Below are 17,480 nucleotides of genomic sequence, written 5' to 3'. Positions count from 1 at the left end.
TCCGAGTTACGGACGGTCGGGCGGACTTGCAAAGACCTGCACCTTGAACGCATCGGTGGCTTCCCCTTGCTCATTGCTTGCCGTCACCATGATCTCTGCCTCTCCACCCTCCAGTGGAGTGACCGTGAGTGTGGCGCTGTTGACCGCCACCGACGCAACCCCTTCATCAGACGATGAGGCCGAATACGTTAGCGGAGTCCCTGAGGGCGCCGAGAACACCTGCTCCAGGCCCACCTCAATGACATCATCCCCCGCATTTGCTTGTTGATTCTGAATCTCGTTTTCCACCACGGGGGACGGGGCCATGCCTCCATTTCCACCTCCGCTATCGCATCCTATTTCCCACACAGAGACGAAAAGCACAAGCAACGCCGCCCCGAGAAGGCGAGATATGACCACCCGAAGAGAACCAGCAGAACGCATGGCAACAGAAGGAATGAAAGGACGGAACAGAAGAGATTACCGAACGACCGTGATCCGTCTCGACCTGACCGCATCGTCGGCTTCAAGGCGGACGAAGTACACCCCACTCGAAAGAGATGCTCCCGACTGCCCCGGACGCCACGTCACTGTGTGTTGCCCCGAAGTCCTCTCACCGCGGACCAGCGTCGTGACGCGGCGCCCCAACACGTCATAGACGGAAAGCCGGACCGACGCCTGCTTCGGCAGATCGTACTTGATTGTAGTAGAGCGGTGGACGGGATTCGGGTAGTTCTGGTACAGTCGCACCTGCTCCGGCGTTAGCTCGGACTCATTGTCCGGCACCGAGCCGACACGGAGCTGCAATCGCGTCGTCGACGATGCCGGCGTAAACTCCACAGTCTCTCCGTCGCCGACCTCGTAGGTCGTGCCTGTCGCCCGATTCACCAGCGTCACCGGCTGATTGGTAAAGGCATCAAGCCCTTTGGGACGGAGCGTGACCGACTGCCCCTTGGACGCGGACAGCCGGAGGGGGTACGAAAGCCGATCGGTCCGCACCGAATCGGCAGCCGTGGGCACCACCTGTGTCGCAAGCGCGTGTCCGTCTCCCCCCGCCACCAGCCGCACATCGCTAAACGAGGCTCTGGGGGCGGCATGGTGGACCGGCTCTGTCCCCTCGCTGTAGCCAAGGCGCACCGAGGTGGTAGTGCCGTTCGCCTGCGCCTGTAGTTGGAAGGTGGACGCGCTGCGGAGCGTCGTAACAGCTTCCGGCATCGCCGCCTGGGCTGCCTGGCGGTCGGCCACGCTGCCCGGATACGGCACCGCTAGAGAATCCTTTCCCGTCGCATTTTTGAAGTAGAACGCCTCCCCCGTCGCCGCAGTCCGGAAGGTATCCGCCTCCACAAAACTCCCGTTCTTCCATCGATACAACGGTGCACTCACGCTGTTGTCTGCCTGCACGCGCGTCCACGGCACCGACAGGGAGAAGGGATTGCTGATAATATTCCATCCCTCGTGGAGCGGAATGTGCGCTCGATTTTTTCGCAGAGAGACGCTGGCCACCGAGTCTTCGTAGGCGAAGGTCCGCTCACTCAACAACCACAGGCCCATCCCATTCCCCAGCTCGAAGCGCTCGTCGGCGTTGCTGTACTCGACGAGGTAGTCCGACCCGGCCCCCGTTTCGTAAAACGCCCGCCACGTGTCGCCGGGCGTGCCGAAGGCCGCCTGCGTGAGGGGCACGTCTATGGAGCCCGGCAGGGCCACGAGCCGGTAGTTGCTCGGGTCCGTGACCGGCCCAAAGGACTGTTCCACGTCCACGTCGATGCGAGAGGGCGGATTGATAGTGCTGGGCACCAATCCCTCTTCGGGCGTCACGGCCGGCTCGCCGGACGTGTACACTCGAAACTCGCCGGGGCGAAGCGGAAGGGTCTTGGTTGCAGTCTGGATGTTGACCTCCCTGTTGGCAAAGACGTTGTACCATGTCCCCGTCTGCGGGAACGTCACGGTCGCGTTCCGCTGCAGGAGCCCAAAGTTGCCCACCACGAGGGCATCCATCGTGGGATGGGAGAGCCGAATCCACCGAATGCGCTCCCCGTCACCGACCAGCATCTCCACTTCGGTGTCCGGACTCCGAAAGACCTCGTGGGCCTGGCGCAGATTGATGAGGGCCGACCAGGTTTTGTACAGCCGCACCCGATCCGGACTCGTCTCGGGATCGCGGTACTCCCAGCGGATCGGTTTGGGAGAGGTCCGTCCCGGATCACTGGCGGTGCAAGCGTCGCTTTCCTTCAGGCATTCGTTCTCCCCCCAGCCGTACCCCAGTTCCCCAAATTGCCACATCATGCGCGGGCCCGGCGTGGTAAAGAAAAACCCTCCGACCAGCTTCTGCCGGTTGAGGGCCGTCTCAAAATTTCGGGTGCTGTACCCGTCGGTGCTGTTTCCGAAGGCCTTTTTCCGGCGTATGAGCCACTGTTCGTCGTGGCTCTCCATGTAGGAAATGAAGCTGGCCTGATCGTACCCCGATCGGTTTTCGTAGTAGGAGGAGGAAAAATCAGAAGTGCCCCCATCTCCTCCCAGATAGCCCATGTCCGCCTGGCTGTAGATCGAGTTCATGTTGTACCAGGTTATCATGCTGCCAGTGTTCTCGTCCCGGTATCCACCCAGCTCATTTTCTACACCAGGGCTACCGAAGAACTCCAGGATCATGAGGGCATCCGAATCCACGGTATCCCAGACGTGATCGGCCACGTCCTTCCAGCCCTCCGTCACTGCAGCCTGATACCCGCTGTCGTTCACGTTTACCCCGTCGTCGGCCACGCACTTCGCGAGGTCGAACCGAAACCCGTCGACGTTGAATTCCTCGAGCCAGTACTCATTGGCGCGGTCGATGTAGTTCTTGATAAACGGGCTACCGTGGTTTAGCTCTTGGAAGAAGTCGTCACAGAAGCCACGATCCCTGTTCGGGTCTTCTCCGGGCTGCGGTTCCAGAAAGGGATTATCGGTATTGGACGCGTAGAGCTGCGACAGTGGGGACTGAGCGGTAATGTGGTTGTACACCACGTCCATGATCACCGCGATGCCCCGTTGGTGCGCCTCTTCGACAAACTGCTTGAATCCCTGAGGCGGCCCGTAGGACTTGTCAAGGGCCAGATGGGAATTGGGATTGTAGCCCCAGCTGTTGTTGCCGCCAAAGTTGGCGACCGGCATAAGCTCCACGGCATTTACCCCAAGCCGGTCCAGGTAGTCGAGCGTATCGCTCAGCACCGCAAACGACCCCTGCTCCACGAAGTCACGAAGCAGAAGCTCGTAGACCACGAGGTCTTCCCGCTCCGGGGGCTCGAAGCTGGAGAAGTCGAAGGAGTTGCTCTCCTGATCCGGGCGAATCACGGAGACCAGATTTTCAGTCTGGTTCTCTGGATAGGGCTCCAATCCCGAATAGATATCTTCGCTAATTCCTCCATCTTGCGGAGTGCGAACCTTGTGGGCGAAGGGATCGGAGGTACGAATCGTACCGTCCACGAAGTACTGAAAATCGTACTCGTCCTGCCCACGTAGATCGGCAGCCGGAATGGTCACCCACCAGTGTCCGCCATCCCGGTTCATGAAGTAGTCTGCATCCAGCTCCCAGTTCGAAAAATCGCCGATCGCGTATATAAAACTCTTCTCTGGGGCGTAGAGGGAAAGCGTCACGCTCCCGTCCGAATTGTAGGTGATCCCGTCGTTTTCCCCAGGGGCGCCCTGTATGCTGGACGGGCGGGGCGCGTCTTGCACCTCCGGTGCACGAACGAAGAGAGTGCTCGTGCTGTCGGTCAGGGTCGTACTGTCGGTCGTCGCCTCCGCCTCCACCCGAACATCAAAGCGCCCCGGCGAGGACGTATCCAGCGTATAGGTGAGCGACGCCTCCGAAGTCGAAGCCACCTGCGTGTCGTCCACAAACAGTTGCAGGGACGCAATGGACGCTATGTTCGCCGTATCGGCCGAGACTGCGACGTCCACCGAGGTGCTCTGCGTGACGAACGGGTACAGTGGGGGATCCGACTGCGGAGACTGGATGGTGGCCTGCAGTGACGGCTCATCCCCCACGTCGAACACATCTACGAAAATATCTCCCCCTCCTGCTGCTCGTCCCGACCTCGATCCATCGTCATTACGGAAGACCATGTTCATCGTCTCGATCTTCTCGTCTGCCCCGAGGCCGCACTCCGTGCTGGTGTCTTGGTAATAGGCGCGGATGTCGCTGATCTCCAGCCTGTACCGATTCGGTTCGCCCGCAACCTGCGTGAGCTGCGTGTCGTCCCGATTGCCCGAAAAGGCCTCCTCCGTCGGCCAGTTGTTCTTCACGCACTTCCACTGCTCCTCAGGATTCTGATCGGTGGAGATGCCGGTATGGGCATAGATGGTGCCGTCGTAGCCTTCAAGTCCGGCGTTCCCCTCATCCGCGTTAAAGTACAGGGTCACCGACTGGTCGGTGCGAGGTGGACTCGGCGTCGTTTCCACGACCTGACCGGTTGCAGGCGGAGCCACCAGCAGGGCGAGGCCGACCACAAGAAGCCACCAGAGACGGGACATGCCGTGCGCAAGCGTGTGGAGGAAGAACTACGCGGAAGCTAAATGCAGGCGAAGGCGAAATACCGGAGGCGCACCGGCGCATTGGGCCAGTGCGCCTCTGACGCCGATCGCTACAGATGCGTCTCAGATTTCCAGTGAGACCGGGCTACTCCTTCGGCATGATCTTGACGTCGTCAAGCAGGAAGGTGCCGTCCGCGTTGAACCCAATATTGTTGATGCCCGGGTCCAGCAGGGCCGACGGGTCATCGCCCAGCTGGCTGATGGGCACCTCGAAGGTTTTCCAGTTCCCGTCGGGAGCAACCCGGCTCACAGTGCCGCCAAAGCCCCCGGCACCGCCGGTCTGTACAAACACCTCGACCACATCCTCGCCGGCAGTGTCTGTGCTTCCCTTTGCCCGAAAAGACAGCACGTCGCTGCCGTCCACGTCAACGTACAGCCGCCCGTAGTTATACCCGAAGCAGTCCTGCCCGCTCAGGCGCCGGGACGTGAGGCCGTCGCTGGCGGTACTCACCGAGTCGGTCCCCATCGCGAAGCCGTAGGAGTTGCCGGTACAGAAGGGCGGCCCGTAGGCAAGCGTGGTGCGCTCAAAGTCGTGAAATTCGGCGCGTCCCCCTACGCCCTGCTTTCCGAAGACCAGTTCGTCGATGGCGTACGTCACGTCGCGATCCGCCGAGAGGTCGATGCTAGTCAGTGGGCCGTTGCCGCCAGCGCGGGCGGCCACTGGATTGAAGCCTTCGAAGAATTCGAAGGGCACGCCAATCTTGAGCCAGCCGCCGCCCGCGGGAATCGGGAGGTCCAGCTCGTAGGTCTCGGGGCCGTTTTCCGTTTCTTCCGTGAAGGAGATCGTGAGGATGAACGACGAGGACGCCGGCCGTACCAGGAAGGTGAAGATGTCGGCGTTCGAGACGCTCATCCAGCGCTGGATGGTGGTGGAGCCGGAGCTACTGCCCTCAATCTCCAGGTAGCGCACGCCATTGCTCCCCCCCGGCTGGTTAGTGCTCTGCGAGAACGACTGGTTCACGAGCGTCGTGGAGGTGCCCCCACTGGTCTGGATGGTGCGCTGTGATCCCTCGTAGGCCTCGGTTGCCGGGTCGTTTCCCCCGTACGTGCTGGCCGTGACGTCCCCCTCGTAGTCCGCCACAACGGCGAAGCTGCTCGTAAAGTCGCGCTGCACCTGCAGGGTCGTGGTGGCCGAGACCGCCAGGGTGTCGGTGATGGTGCGCCCCCCTGTGGTACGTCCTTCGATGAGAACGCTCGCCTGCGCAAGCACCTGGTCGATGTTATCAGTCGTGAGGCTCAGGCGCCAGCGCCGCTCGCCGCCCCGGGTCGCATCGCCCTGCGTAGACACCGTGTCGATGGCGAGAACGTCGGACGGTGAGGAGGCAGTGGGGGGCGCCGCAAGGCCCTGGTAGTTCACAGAGAACTGCGGGCTCAGGTCCGGCGTCACGGTGCGTCCGGTCGGCGTGTTCATGTTCTCCTGAATGTCGAAGTCCTCCACCTCAGATGGATTGCTGTCGAAGGTGTCGCACCCTGTGAGCCACCCGAGGGATGCGAGGACAAGAAGGCCGGTAAAGAGTGTGACGGAACGTCGCATATCGAACGCGAGGGGTAGGGAGAAACTCAGTGTGTAGGTCTCGATGCAGATGCGGCGCCGGTGCTGTGGAAGGCGGAGGCCGCCGCCTCCGCCCCCAGCGCCTGCAACTAATAGCCCGTGTTCTGATCCAGGTTCGGGTTCACCTGCAGCTCCGACTGCGGGAGCGGATACAGAGCCCGATAATCCGGGATGGAAGCCCCCGCCTGGTCGTTACCCTTCCAGGACCACGCGTAGTTGCCGCCGGTGAACAGGCCGAACCGAATTAGGTCCATCCGGCGGCGGGCTTCCCAGAAGAGCTCGCGCCCGCGCTCCTGCAACAAGAACGGCGTGCCCGACTGGTCGAGGTCCTGCAGGTCCGAGGCCGCCACGTCGCGGCCCAAGCCAGCCCGCTGCCGCAGGTCATTCACGAGGGAGACGGCCCGGCCAATGTCGCCGTCACTAGCGCCCCGCACGGCCGCTTCGGCGTAGATGAGGTAGGCCTCCGCGAGGCGGAACATCGGGTAATCGGTGTCCGGGAAGGTCGGATTCACGCCCGGTTGCCCGTCCGAGGCCACGTTTTGGTACTTCGGCACCGCGTAGCCATCCTGGAAGTTGAGCAGGTCATTCACCTCCAGCGACTGGCCGTCGGTAAAGAAGATGCGTCGGTCGTCGGACGCTTCGCTGTACAGGTTCACCCCCTCAGGGGTGGTGCGCAGGCCGGCGTAGCCGAAGTCGATGCCGTACGTGCTGGGCTCCATGTTGCCGCCTACGGCCGCGTGGGTCAGGAACTGCGTGCCGCCGTAGTGCTGGGTCGTTTCCCCGTCGTGCGGAATGGCGAAGACGACCCCGTCAGCGGTGTGGTTGTCGGCCAGAAACAGGTCCTGGTAGTTCGTCTCAAGCGAAAAGGCACCCGAGTCGATCACGCGTCCGGCGTATTCCACGGCGCGGTTCATGGGATCCGCGCCGATGACCTCCTGCGGGTTGTCAAGGTAGACGGGAGCGTTGAGGTAGAGGTTGGCCAGCACCATGTAGGCGGCCGCGCGGTCGGCCCGGCCGTACGGGGCGGCCCCGATGGGCACAAGGGACTCGCCCTCCCCGTCGATAATGGCCAGCAGCTCGCTCTCCACGAACTCAAAAACCTCTCGGCGCGTGTTGTCCGACGGTGGGGCGCCGCCCCGGGGCTGGTCCTGCGTCACTACCGGAATGCCCCCGAAGAGGTCCACCCCGTGCCAGTAGCTGAGGGCGCGCAGGAACCGCGCCTCGGCACGCCACTGCGGCATCTTGTCCTGCACCTCCTGGCTCACCCCGCGCGAGTCGAGCTTGCCCGGAGTGGACTCTCGCAAAAACTCGTTGGCCTGCATCACCTGGAAGGAGATGCGCGCGTACATTGCCGAAAGGAAGCCGTTCGTCGACGACCAGTTGGTGCGCTGGAGGGTCTGCGGAGCGCCGCCGGCGTCCTGAAAAGTAATCACAGCCTCGTCGGTTGGGAGCTCCTGCATTTGCCACCAGAGCCGCACGTACTGCGAGAACCCCTCGTCGATGCCTTCAATGTCGGCATTGCCGGCCGGCCCCGACTGTCCCGTCACGTTCAGGCCGGCGTACAGCTTGGCAAGGTACGACTCGTAGGCCCCGTCGTCCTGAAAGATGTTGTCTCCGGAGGCCAGGCCCTTCGGCTGCGTGCCGACCTGATCGCAGCCGGAGAGTCCGACGGCTACGGCAAGCAGGAGCATGAGGCCCAGGGAGGCGCGTCCGAATATCGTCATCATGGAAGTACGCATGGTAGTTGGTTCGGTATGCAAGAGTTGGAAGACCAGTAGACCTGCCGCTACGTTAGAGCCGGATTTTGAGACCGGCGGTCCAGGTGCGGGAGCGCGGATACACGGTGTCGTCGATGCCAACCCCCGAGGAGTAAACCTCCGGGTCGGGACCACTATAGCCGGTGAGCACGAGGGCGTTACTCACTCGGCCATATATGCGTAGGCGATCTACAGACGGTATCGACCGGATGGTATACCCGAGAGTTACGTTGTCAAGACGCAGGAACGAGGCACCTTCCACATACTCATCGGAGAGATACTGCGGGGATTGAAAGTTTGTCTCTAATACCGACTCGTGGACGTTGGTCGGGACCTGGTTGGTGGCAATCCGATCGTAGTTGCCAAAGTTTGACGCCACGTTGTTGTATACCTGCTGGCCGAGCTGCGCCCGCAGCGTAAAGCTGAGGTCGAAGTTCTGGTAGCGTAGGTTCGACGTGTGCCCGAGGATGACATCCGGGCGCGGGTTGCCGGTAATTTGCCGGTCCTGTGCGTTAATGGTGCCGTCGCCGTTCACGTCCACGAACTGCGTGGTGTCCATCGCGGCGGCCTCGGCCCCCGTAAGTGGCGAGCCGTCGTCGTCGCGCACGTGCTCATAAGTGAAGAAGGAGTTGATCGGCTCGCCCTCCTTCAGAACCTGCACCTGGTTGCCGATGCCTCCACTGATGCCTCCGGTGAGGATTTGTTCGGCGGCTGTGCTGATGCTGAGCAGCTCGTTCTGGTTGTAAGACGCGTTGAACTGGGCATCGTAGGAGAAGTCGCCCGAGTTTACCACGGTGCCGTCCACCGAGAACTCAACGCCCTGGTTGCGCATCTCTCCCACGTTCGTGAGCACAAAGTTGCTCAGGTTTGAGAACCCGGCGGCGGTGGTGTTGAAGAGGAGGTTGTCGGTATTCTTGCGGTAGAACTCCAGCGATCCGCTCACGCGGCCGTCGAACAGGCCGTAGTCGATCGCGGCGTTATAGGTGGTCGTCTCTTCCCACTGGATCGTCTGATCGGCGGCACGCGGCCGAATCGTGGTCACGGCCCCGTCCCCGAAGAGGGCCTGGGCGCGGCGCCCGCCCGCGGTGTAGAACGGCGCGTAGTTGAAGTCGCCAATCTCTTGGTTTCCGGCGGTTCCGGCGGAGAGGCGCAGCTTGAGGGAGGAAATGGCAGGCACGGCGTCCATGAACGGCTCGCGGTGAATGCGCCAGCCAATGGCGGCGGATGGAAACGTGCCCCAGCGGTTGGCAGGGCCAAACTTTGAGGAGCCGTCTCGGCGCACCGTGGCCGTCAAGAGGTACTTCTCCTGGAATGTGTAGTTGACACGCGCAAAGACCGATATCAGCTTGCTCGGAATTTCTGCGACCGTTGGGCTCACCTGGCTCAGCGAGTCGGACCGTAGCACGTCCACTCGGTTGGGCCCGTATATGTTTGAGCTCAGCCCATTGACGCTGTACTCGGGGTATTCTTCGTTAAACTCCTGCCAGGAGTAGCCGAGCGTGCCCTCAATACTGCTGTTGATTTCGTCGACGTCGCGGGTGTAGTCGAGGAAGGCGTTGAGCCGTGTGTTTAACTGGCGAAAGCTTGCACGCGTGACCGAGCCGGGGAAGGTACTTTCGGCCTGCCCCTTCAGGAAGGTGGGAGCAAAGAACTCTCGCTCGCCAGTCGTGACGTCAGCCCCTACGTTGGCACGCAGGCTCAGCCCAGTGAGGAAGGGCATGCGGTATTCCGCCTCGATGTTGCCGAGGCCGCGGTAGGTTTCGCCGCGGTTCTGCTCGTAGATGTAGGTCGCAACCGGGTTGTTTTCGGGGAGGGAGCGCTCCCACTCGAAGAACCCGCCGTACGGACTGCCTGGGTCACGCACCGGCTGCGTGGGATCGAAGCTGGCGGCGTTGCCCACCATCGACCCAGGTTCGAACACGTCGGTGGTTTTCGAACCCTTCAGGCTTGTTCGCACCGTCAGGTCGTTATCCAGCAGGTCCTGATTGTAGTTCAATGACAAGCTCACCCGCTCGGTGGAGGACGCCTGGAGAATGCCCTCCTCGTCAAGGTAGTTTAGCGAGAGCCGAACGTCGGAGTCTTCGTATCCACGCGAGAAGCTGAGGGAATGGCTCTGCCCAAGAGCAGTGCGCTGGACAAGGTCCTGCCAGTCAGTGTTGGTATCGCCAAGCCGGGACGATACGCTGGGCGCTTCCTGACGCACCACGCTGCGGAACTGATCGGCACCGAGCATGTCGATCTGATCGGTCACGCTGCTCGACGAGATTGAGCCGCTGTAATTGACGTTGGCCTCGCCCTCCTCGGCGTTCTTGGTCTCAATCAGGATGACGCCGTTCGCGCCACGCGAGCCGTAGATGGCAGTGGCTGAGGCGTCTTTCAGCACCGTGATGTTTGCGATATCGTTCGGGCTCAGAAAGTTCAGTGGGTTGCGTTGAGCCGTGTTGCCATCGTTGGTGATGGGGACGCCATCTACTACAAAAAGAGGACGGCTGCTCGCATTTATCGACGAAGGTCCACGAATACGGATGAAGGTCCCAGCCCCCGGAGCTCCACTGCTTGAGGAGATTTGCACCCCGGACACCTTTCCAGAAATGAGCTTCTCGGGACTTACATTGGACGACTCGTTGAAGTCGGCCGCGTCAACCTTGTCAACCGAACCTGTCACATCACCGGCCTGCTGCTCCCCATACCCGATCACCACCAACTCGTCGATCTGCTGGGCGGCCGGGGCAAGCGCCACGTCGATCGTGGTGCGCCCGGCAATGGGCACGGTCTGCGCCCGGAAGCCGACGAAGGAAAAGCGCAGCGAGTCCGCGTCGGTGGGCACCTGCAGCGAGTACTGGCCCTGTGCGTTGGTGGCCGTCCCGGCAGTGGTTCCCAGAACGGACACATTCGCCCCCGGAAGCGGCGCGGCGTCGTCGGCACTGGTGACCGTGCCGCTGATTGTCTGCCGGTCTTGTGCCTGAACCGCTCCCACGCAGAGGGCCATCCCCAAAAGCGCGAGCGTCAGGATCGAGTGTCGGTATTGCATAGGTTGGATTGCTGTATCGGTGATTTGGAATCGGATCGGGAGCCGCCTCGTCGAACGCCGCCAGGCACGCATCGCCGGGGCCGTTCCACACCACCCCACGATGCCTCCTACCAATGCCCTGTTGGGAGAGCGCTTACATTCGAAACAAATGTCGAACGCCCCCCTTCACTGGTCTCTCAGCACGAACCCGGGCGACGCGGCTTCGGACTCGGGCCGCTCCCCACACGTCCGACGGACGACGAGCTCCGGGGAGAACACGGTGCTTGACACCGGGGGGGCGCCGGCCGCTTCAATGCGTCGAAGCAGGGTTCGGGTTGCCCGGGTGCCCATGGTACGGGCCGGTTGGCGAAGCGTCGTAAGGCCGGCACACCGGCTCAGTTCGAGATCGTCGAACCCGACGATCGCAAGGTCCTCCGGCACACGGAGGTCGTTCTCGTGGGCCGCCTGCATGGCCCCCATCGCCTGCATGTCCGACGCCGCGAACACCGCGTCCGGTCGGGGCTTCCGTCCGAGAAGGGTCGTCATGGCTCGGTACCCGCCTTTTTCGGAGAACGCAAACGGCCGCTCGTCGCTCGCGGCGATCAGTTTGTCCTGCACCGCCCGGTTGTCGTCCCGGAGCGCCTGCTCGTAGCCTTCTCGACGGTAGCGGGCCGGGGGCGGATCGTACTCGACGGTAATGTGCCCGATGCGCTCGTACCCCCTATCGATCAGGTGCTGCGTCGCCTTGTATCCCCCCTCCCGACTGTCTACCGCGAACGACTCAAATCGGGGGTGCTCGCCGTCCACCAGGACGACCGCCCGGCTGGTCTCCGCCAGTCGGTCAGCCCATTCGTCCGTCAACGGCATCGAGAGCAGAAGAATGCCGTCGTTCCGCCCCGGCTGGAGCGCCCGGGCCATGTAGGTATTGAGGGACTTCGGATCGGGCTGCTCGTGAATGCGGTCCTGCGGGTTCGCCGGGGCATGCACCATGAGGTCCATGTCCCGGTCCGCAAGGGCGTGTTGAATGCCACGCATCACGTGCATGTAAAAGTAGTTTGCCACGACCGGCGCCACGACGGCAATCTGGTTCGTGTGCTGCCGCGCCAGGTTCTGTGCCGAGGCGTGGGGGCGGTAGTTCAGGGCCGCCGCCGCGTCGAGCACATGTTGCCGCGTGTCTTCACTCACCCCAGATTCGTCGTTGAAGACCCGGGACACTGTCGCCGTCGACACGTCTGCCCGTTCCGCTATGTCGTAAATGGTCGTCGACACAAATAGAAGGGGCGTGAATGTGATAAACTGCGTGCGTAAGCGCTTACACGCTAACACTGGGGTAGTACAATGTCAAGGTGATGTGCGTCTGCGATGCTGCGAACGGCACACAGGTCACGTGCATTTTTCAGGCCACCCTGTAGAGGGACGCTCGGGACGATTGTCCCGGACCTGGATCCCCCGTACCGCCACGTCTCAGAACGGCTTGTGCTACATGTCGAAGGTATGTGATGTATCCAAATAGAAACAGCAGGAGCGGTTTTCCGGTCTCGAATGGGACTTTACACTCATCCAACCGGATACCATACCCCTGCTGTTATGATCGAACCGACCCTCTCGACCGAAGAGTTGTTCCTGATTCTCTATTGCATTGTTGACGACCTCTATCCTGAGGTAGCCCCTGACTGGGTTCGGTTCCGCAGGAGTACCAACCAGATGGGCCTGTCCGATTCGGAAGTCATCACCTTGTCCATCATGCAGGAAGGACGCTCCAACGACTCGGAACTGAGCTTTCATCGGGTGGTCAAGAAGGACTACCTTCACCTGTTTCCAGGTCTCATTAGCCGCTCTCGTTATCACCGCAGGCGCAAGAACCTGATGGGTATTCAGCGGGAGATGCTCCGCAGTCTGATGAACCGATTTCGCCTGTTGGCGATGTGGCTTTCGATGGATTCGGCACCGATTACCACTGCCGAGTCGCCCCGCTGGAAATCGGCGCAGATGTCGATTTGGGCGGCTGAGGCCGGTTTTTCTCCTTCGAAGCGGCAATTTTTCCTCGGGTTTCGGCTCCATCTGCTTGTGTCAAGTACTGGAGCAATCTGTGACTTCGTGCTCAGCCCAGCGAACGTCGGAGAGCGTCGCGCCCAAGGGCATCTGCTTGACGTCGAAGCGGCCTGGCAGCAGAAGCAGTCAGCCCTTTATTCAGAGGCGCGCCCCGTCCTGGCCGACAACGGGTACTGCGGGGACTGGCTCACGGGGCTTTTTGGAAAAAACGGGGGAGCGCTCTGGTATGCCCTTCGACGTAGCAAGGAAGCCGCCTCTAGAGAAGAGGCTACGCTCCGGGCCTGGCACCGCGGCCTTCGGGCTCGAATAGAAAGTGTGTTTGGTTCACTGCAGGATCAGTTCCAGATGGAAGAAACCCGAGCTCGATCGGTGTGGGGCATCATGACGCGAACGGTGGCAAAGCTTCTGGCCTACATGGTTGGATTTTTGGCCAACGAGCTCCTTGGGCGCCCTGGAACGGCCCTGAAGAGCCTGTATCGGTGACTGACATATGTGATGCACATGTAGCACAGCCCGTTCTCAGACACACGCAGTCAAACACACGCGTTGCGGGAGGGGTCTTGCCCCCGTCTTGCCCGCTGCCCCGGAGCAAATTGGGGCCACGGCCGGATCCTCCACACGAGACTGCATCTTGCGTCCCTTCCTCGCCCTTGCTACTTTTTCGTAACCGCTTACATCAACGGCCGCGAAACCATTACGGCTTCCTGCAAACGCTCCGGCGTTTCCCCAATCCCATTCCGCCCCATGTCCCCGGACTTTCCCCTCGCCCCCCTAGACCTGGCCATCATCGTCGGGTACTTCGCCGTCGTCGGGATCATCGGGTACGTCGTGGCCCAGCGCATCGAGAGTGGTGAGGACCTTTTTCTCGCCGGGCGCACGCTCACGTGGGGCACCATTGGGTTCTCGCTCTTCGCGTCGAACATTTCGAGCACGACCCTGATCGGGCTCGCCGGCGACGCCTACCGGACGGGCATTGCGGTCTCGAACTACGAGTGGATGGCCGGGATTGTGCTCGTGTTCATCGCCGTCTTCTTCGTCCCCTTCTTCATCCGGTCGGGCCTCACGACCATTCCGGAGTACCTGGAAAAGCGGTTCGACGTCCGCTCCCGGAAGTACTTTTCGGGGCTCACGATCTTTACGAGCGTCATTATCGACACGGCGGGTGGGATCTATGCCGGGACGCTGGTCATCAAAACGTTCTTCCCAGACCTTATCCCGGGCATGGGACCGGAGATGGACTTCTACGTGACGTGCTTCATCCTCGCGCTCATTGCCGGCGTGTACACCGCCGCCGGCGGGCTCGCGGCCGTCGTCTACACCGACATTCTGCAGGCCGTCATTCTGCTGGTGGGGTCTGTCTTTATCGCCGGCATCACATTCGCCGAGTTCGACTTCTCCTGGGCGCAGGCCACGGCGCAGCTGCCAGAGGGGCATCTATCGTTGATGCGCCCGATGGGGGCCGAGGGGCTCCCCTGGCTCGGAACGCTCGTGGGCGTGCCCATCCTCGGCTTCTACTACTGGGGCCTCAACCAGTACATCGTGCAGCGCATCCTGGGGGCGCGTGACCTAGACAACGCCCGATGGGGGGCCATGCTCGGCGGCCTCCTAAAATTGCTCCCCCTCTTCATCATGGTGCTGCCCGGGGCCTTCGCCCTGCAACTGTACCCGGACCTTGGCAACCCCGATCAGGTCTTTCCCACGCTCGTGACGGACCTGCTGCCGGTGGGCATTGTGGGGCTCGTCATGGCCGGCCTCATCGCCGCCATCATGTCCACCATCGACTCGACGCTCAACTCGGCCTCCACGCTCATCACCATCGATTTCGTCAAGCCCCGGTGGCCGGACCTTACGCCTCAACAGGTCGGCACGGTTGGCCGCGTTACGACGATCATCCTGATGCTCTTCGCGGCGGTGTGGGCCCCGCAGATTCGCGAGTTTCCGGGCCTGTGGAGCTACATTCAGTCCGTCCTCTCGTACCTGGTGCCGCCGGTGGTGGCCGTCTTTCTGCTCGGGATCTTCTGGCCGCGCACAAACGGCAGCGGGGCCTTCGCGACGCTGCTGGGGGGCCATGCCCTTTCGATTGCCGTCTTCCTGTGTGCCCAGGACGGCCTCCTGTTTGCCGACGCACCGATCGACCTCCACTTTACGATCATCGCCGGCATCCTCACGGCGCTCTGCCTCGGAATGCTCGTCGCCTTCTCGCTGACACTGGGCCCTCCCCCGGCCGAGGAGGAGATCGACGACCTGACCTGGGCGAATCGGGTGCTTGAGACCGGCCCCGCAATGGCCTGGTACAAGAACTACCGGGTCCACGCGGCCACGGTGCTCGCCCTCACGGCGGTGATGCTGGTCGTTTTCTGGTAACGCCCGCCGTCCCTTTCCTCCTGAGGCGGGCTGCAAGCCACAAGATACGGTCGTCCCTCACGTCGGCACGGAGCCGTTTCGTTCAAGTGGACTGTGTCCGCACGCCTGGCAACGGACGTAGCCGTCGAGAACGCGGACCGTCCACGTCGTCCGCGTGCGGTAGTGCGGACAGTCCCCGCCGTACTCGGTGACGTGAGCGGCCGTGGCATGTCGGAGCCAGGCGTCGAAGAGGTGTCATGGGGCGTGCCCTCTGATCGTGAGAAGAATTCGTTCGGGGGACGACCGCCCCGCCGTTGCGGTTCGCCCCTGCCAGTCAGTGCCGGGTCCAACAACCCCAAGTGCCCTCCGTCGTTTTGCCGCAAGCGCTTTCGATTACACAACATTAATTTTCAGAAGGAGCATGGGGGGGCGGTCCGTCCGGGCGGTTCTGGTTGCCGGAACAAAGTTGCCGGGGCAAAAGGGACCCTCCGGCGACGGGCCGTTCGAAGGGACGAGGCCCCTCTCATGCAGGCGACGCCTCGCCAGTCAAGGGGCCTGCCAGTCGAGGGGCCCACCCGTCGAGGAAAGACGAGCCGGATTCCCTGGGCCGGTCGGCCGGCGAGAGCAACCGACGGGTCCGCCCTCGCGATCAGGGCGTCCGCTCTCCATTCTCGCTCGCTTCTCCCCCTCCGGCCGTCGGAAGCCGCACCGTGAATCGGCTTCCTTCTCCCTCTTCGGTGTCGACGTCGACACTCCCGTCCATCTCTTCGGCCGCCCTCTTCGTGACCGCCAGTCCCACGCCCGTCCCCTCATACTCGCGGCTAAACCCTTCGGACGCCTGTCGGAACGGCTCAAAAAGATCGTCGACCGCTTCCGGTGCCATCCCGATGCCGGTGTCTTCGACCTCCAGCACCGCACGGCCGTCCGCCCTGTAGCTCCGAACCCAGACGGTTCCATCGGCCTCGGTGTACTTGATCGCGTTGGAAAGCAGGTTTCGCGCGATAATTTGCACGCCCCCCTCGTCGGCCTCCGCCCACGCGTTTTCCGTCTCCAACCGAAGGTCGATTTCCTTCTCCCGGGCCTTCGGTTGAAGCTCTTCGGCGACCCGCTGGACCTCCGAGATCAGGGGCACCGGTTCGGCGTCAAGCTCCATCTGGCCCGCCTCCAGCTTCGAGAGGTTGAGCACCCCCTCAAGCGTATCGAGAAGTCGCTTCCCCCTTGTTCAATCCGGTCGGCACAGTCGGGCAGCGGGCTGCCCGTCGGCAGGTCGAGTGTGCTGGTCTCGGTGCCAACCACCTCGGCAAACCCGATGATGGAGGTGAGGGGCGTTCGGATCTCGTGGCTCATGTTTGCGAGCAGGGCCGACTTCATCCGGCTTGCCTCTTCGGCCTCCTCCTTCGCTTCGCGGAGGGTTGCCTCCCGGTCCAGCCGGTTGAGCACGAGGGCGGCGTAGCCCGACAGCACCTCGATCAGGCGGAGATTGAATGGATCGAAGGCCTCCACCTCTGTTTTGCCGATGACGACAACGCCCCATTCCCCGATGGGAACCGCCGTGGCGGTGCGGAGCGCCCCGTACTCCACATCGTTGTCCAGGGAGCCCGCATCGTCGACCACGACCGTATTGCCGGCCCGCGCAAGGCCTGGGCGGAGAGACTGTCTCCGTCCGTCGACCGGCGCTCCGGAGGCGGCACGCCCACTGCATGCTCGGCCGAGGTCTGGTCCAGGACAATGCTCTCGCCGTCCACGAATCCCGTGTTCTGGAGGGGGTAGTCGAAGATGTCTTCGAGCAACTTGTGGATGCGCGTGGACACCGATTCGAATTACTCGGCGGTAAGCAGGCGCTGGGTGGCCTCGTAGAGGGCCTCGATCTTTTCCTGTCGCTCCCGGAGGCTCTGCTCGTGTCCAAGTTGATCGAGCACCACCGCCGCGTAGCTCCCAAGCACCTCGATCAGGTGCCGGTCGAACGGCCCGATTGCCTGCGGCTCCTGGGAGGCCACCGCGAGGGTGCCGTGCCTCCCCACCGGCACCACGACCCCGGACCCGGGGTTGCCGTAGTAGTTTGGAGATGCCCTGCAGGGCTTCACGTCGAGGCGGCCGCTCCCGCAAAGGGCGTTGGGAACGGCGCGTTGGCGTTGCGCCTCCCGCAGGATGGGCAGAAACATGCATCCCCCTCCCCCGGCGACGGGGAAGGGGACGTGTGAGGAACGACAAGTGTGGG

Annotated in this window: 11 protein-coding genes; 2 read left to right on the top strand and 9 right to left on the bottom strand. The window is 62.4% G+C overall.

Annotated elements, in window-relative coordinates; all coding sequences use genetic code 11:
- Positions 1–6: 6 nt before the first annotated feature.
- The 6 genes from SRU_RS01950 to SRU_RS01925 form a co-directional block, all read right to left on the bottom strand.
- The gene (locus SRU_RS01950) at positions 7–306 is read right to left on the bottom strand and encodes a hypothetical protein (RefSeq protein ID WP_103016436.1); all 300 of its coding nucleotides are present in this window, start codon (positions 304–306) and stop codon (positions 7–9) included.
- Positions 307–459: 153 nt separating this feature from the next.
- Complete coding sequence (locus SRU_RS01945; protein ID WP_011403140.1) at positions 460–4,488, bottom strand: alpha-amylase family glycosyl hydrolase; 4,029 nt, start codon at positions 4,486–4,488, stop codon at positions 460–462.
- A gap of 145 nt (positions 4,489–4,633) precedes the next feature.
- Positions 4,634–6,082 carry a hypothetical protein gene (locus SRU_RS01940; protein ID WP_103016438.1) on the bottom strand — a complete coding sequence of 483 codons (1,449 nt, stop codon included), beginning with the start codon at positions 6,080–6,082 and terminating at the stop codon, positions 4,634–4,636.
- Positions 6,083–6,189: 107 nt separating this feature from the next.
- Positions 6,190–7,827: a RagB/SusD family nutrient uptake outer membrane protein gene (locus SRU_RS01935; RefSeq protein WP_237701851.1), complete on the bottom strand. Its 1,638-nt coding sequence runs from the start codon at positions 7,825–7,827 to the stop codon at positions 6,190–6,192.
- 64 nt (positions 7,828–7,891) lie between these two features.
- Complete coding sequence (locus SRU_RS01930; RefSeq protein ID WP_237701850.1) at positions 7,892–10,888, bottom strand: SusC/RagA family TonB-linked outer membrane protein; 2,997 nt, start codon at positions 10,886–10,888, stop codon at positions 7,892–7,894.
- Between the two features lie 165 nt (positions 10,889–11,053).
- Positions 11,054–12,136, bottom strand: a complete 1,083-nt coding sequence (locus SRU_RS01925; protein ID WP_112902983.1) for a LacI family DNA-binding transcriptional regulator — start codon at positions 12,134–12,136, stop codon at positions 11,054–11,056.
- Between the two features lie 318 nt (positions 12,137–12,454).
- Here SRU_RS01925 and SRU_RS01920 point away from each other — a divergent pair, with 318 nt between their 5' ends.
- Together SRU_RS01920 and SRU_RS01915 are read left to right on the top strand one after the other, a co-directional pair.
- On the top strand, positions 12,455–13,402 hold the full coding sequence (locus SRU_RS01920) for an IS982 family transposase (RefSeq protein WP_011403135.1): 948 nt from the start codon (positions 12,455–12,457) through the stop codon (positions 13,400–13,402).
- A 261-nt stretch (positions 13,403–13,663) separates the two neighbouring features.
- Positions 13,664–15,283 (top strand): sodium:solute symporter, encoded by a 1,620-nt coding sequence (locus tag SRU_RS01915; RefSeq protein ID WP_112902979.1) that lies wholly within the window; start codon positions 13,664–13,666, stop codon positions 15,281–15,283.
- 628 nt (positions 15,284–15,911) lie between these two features.
- On the opposite strand, the gene SRU_RS15385 is transcribed toward SRU_RS01915, so the two are convergent.
- The 3 genes from SRU_RS15385 to SRU_RS15375 all read right to left on the bottom strand — a co-directional run bounded on the left by SRU_RS15385 (position 15,912) and on the right by SRU_RS15375 (position 17,424).
- Entirely contained in the window at positions 15,912–16,448 is a 537-nt protein-coding gene (locus SRU_RS15385; RefSeq protein WP_237701849.1) for a sensor histidine kinase, read from the bottom strand.
- Positions 16,385–16,876 carry a histidine kinase dimerization/phospho-acceptor domain-containing protein gene (locus SRU_RS15380; RefSeq protein ID WP_237701848.1) on the bottom strand — a complete coding sequence of 164 codons (492 nt, stop codon included), beginning with the start codon at positions 16,874–16,876 and terminating at the stop codon, positions 16,385–16,387. The genes SRU_RS15385 and SRU_RS15380 overlap by 64 nt, the downstream gene beginning before the upstream one ends.
- A 206-nt stretch (positions 16,877–17,082) precedes the next feature.
- Entirely contained in the window at positions 17,083–17,424 is a 342-nt protein-coding gene (locus SRU_RS15375) for a hypothetical protein (RefSeq protein WP_237701847.1), read from the bottom strand.
- Between the last annotated feature and the right edge of the window lie 56 nt (positions 17,425–17,480).

This window comes from Salinibacter ruber DSM 13855, from assembly GCF_000013045.1.
In the GTDB taxonomy this organism is placed as follows: Bacteria; Bacteroidota; Rhodothermia; order Rhodothermales; family Salinibacteraceae; genus Salinibacter; species Salinibacter ruber.
The sequence above is the reverse complement of the archived record's forward strand: the minus strand, read 5'-3'. Positions and strand labels throughout refer to the sequence as shown.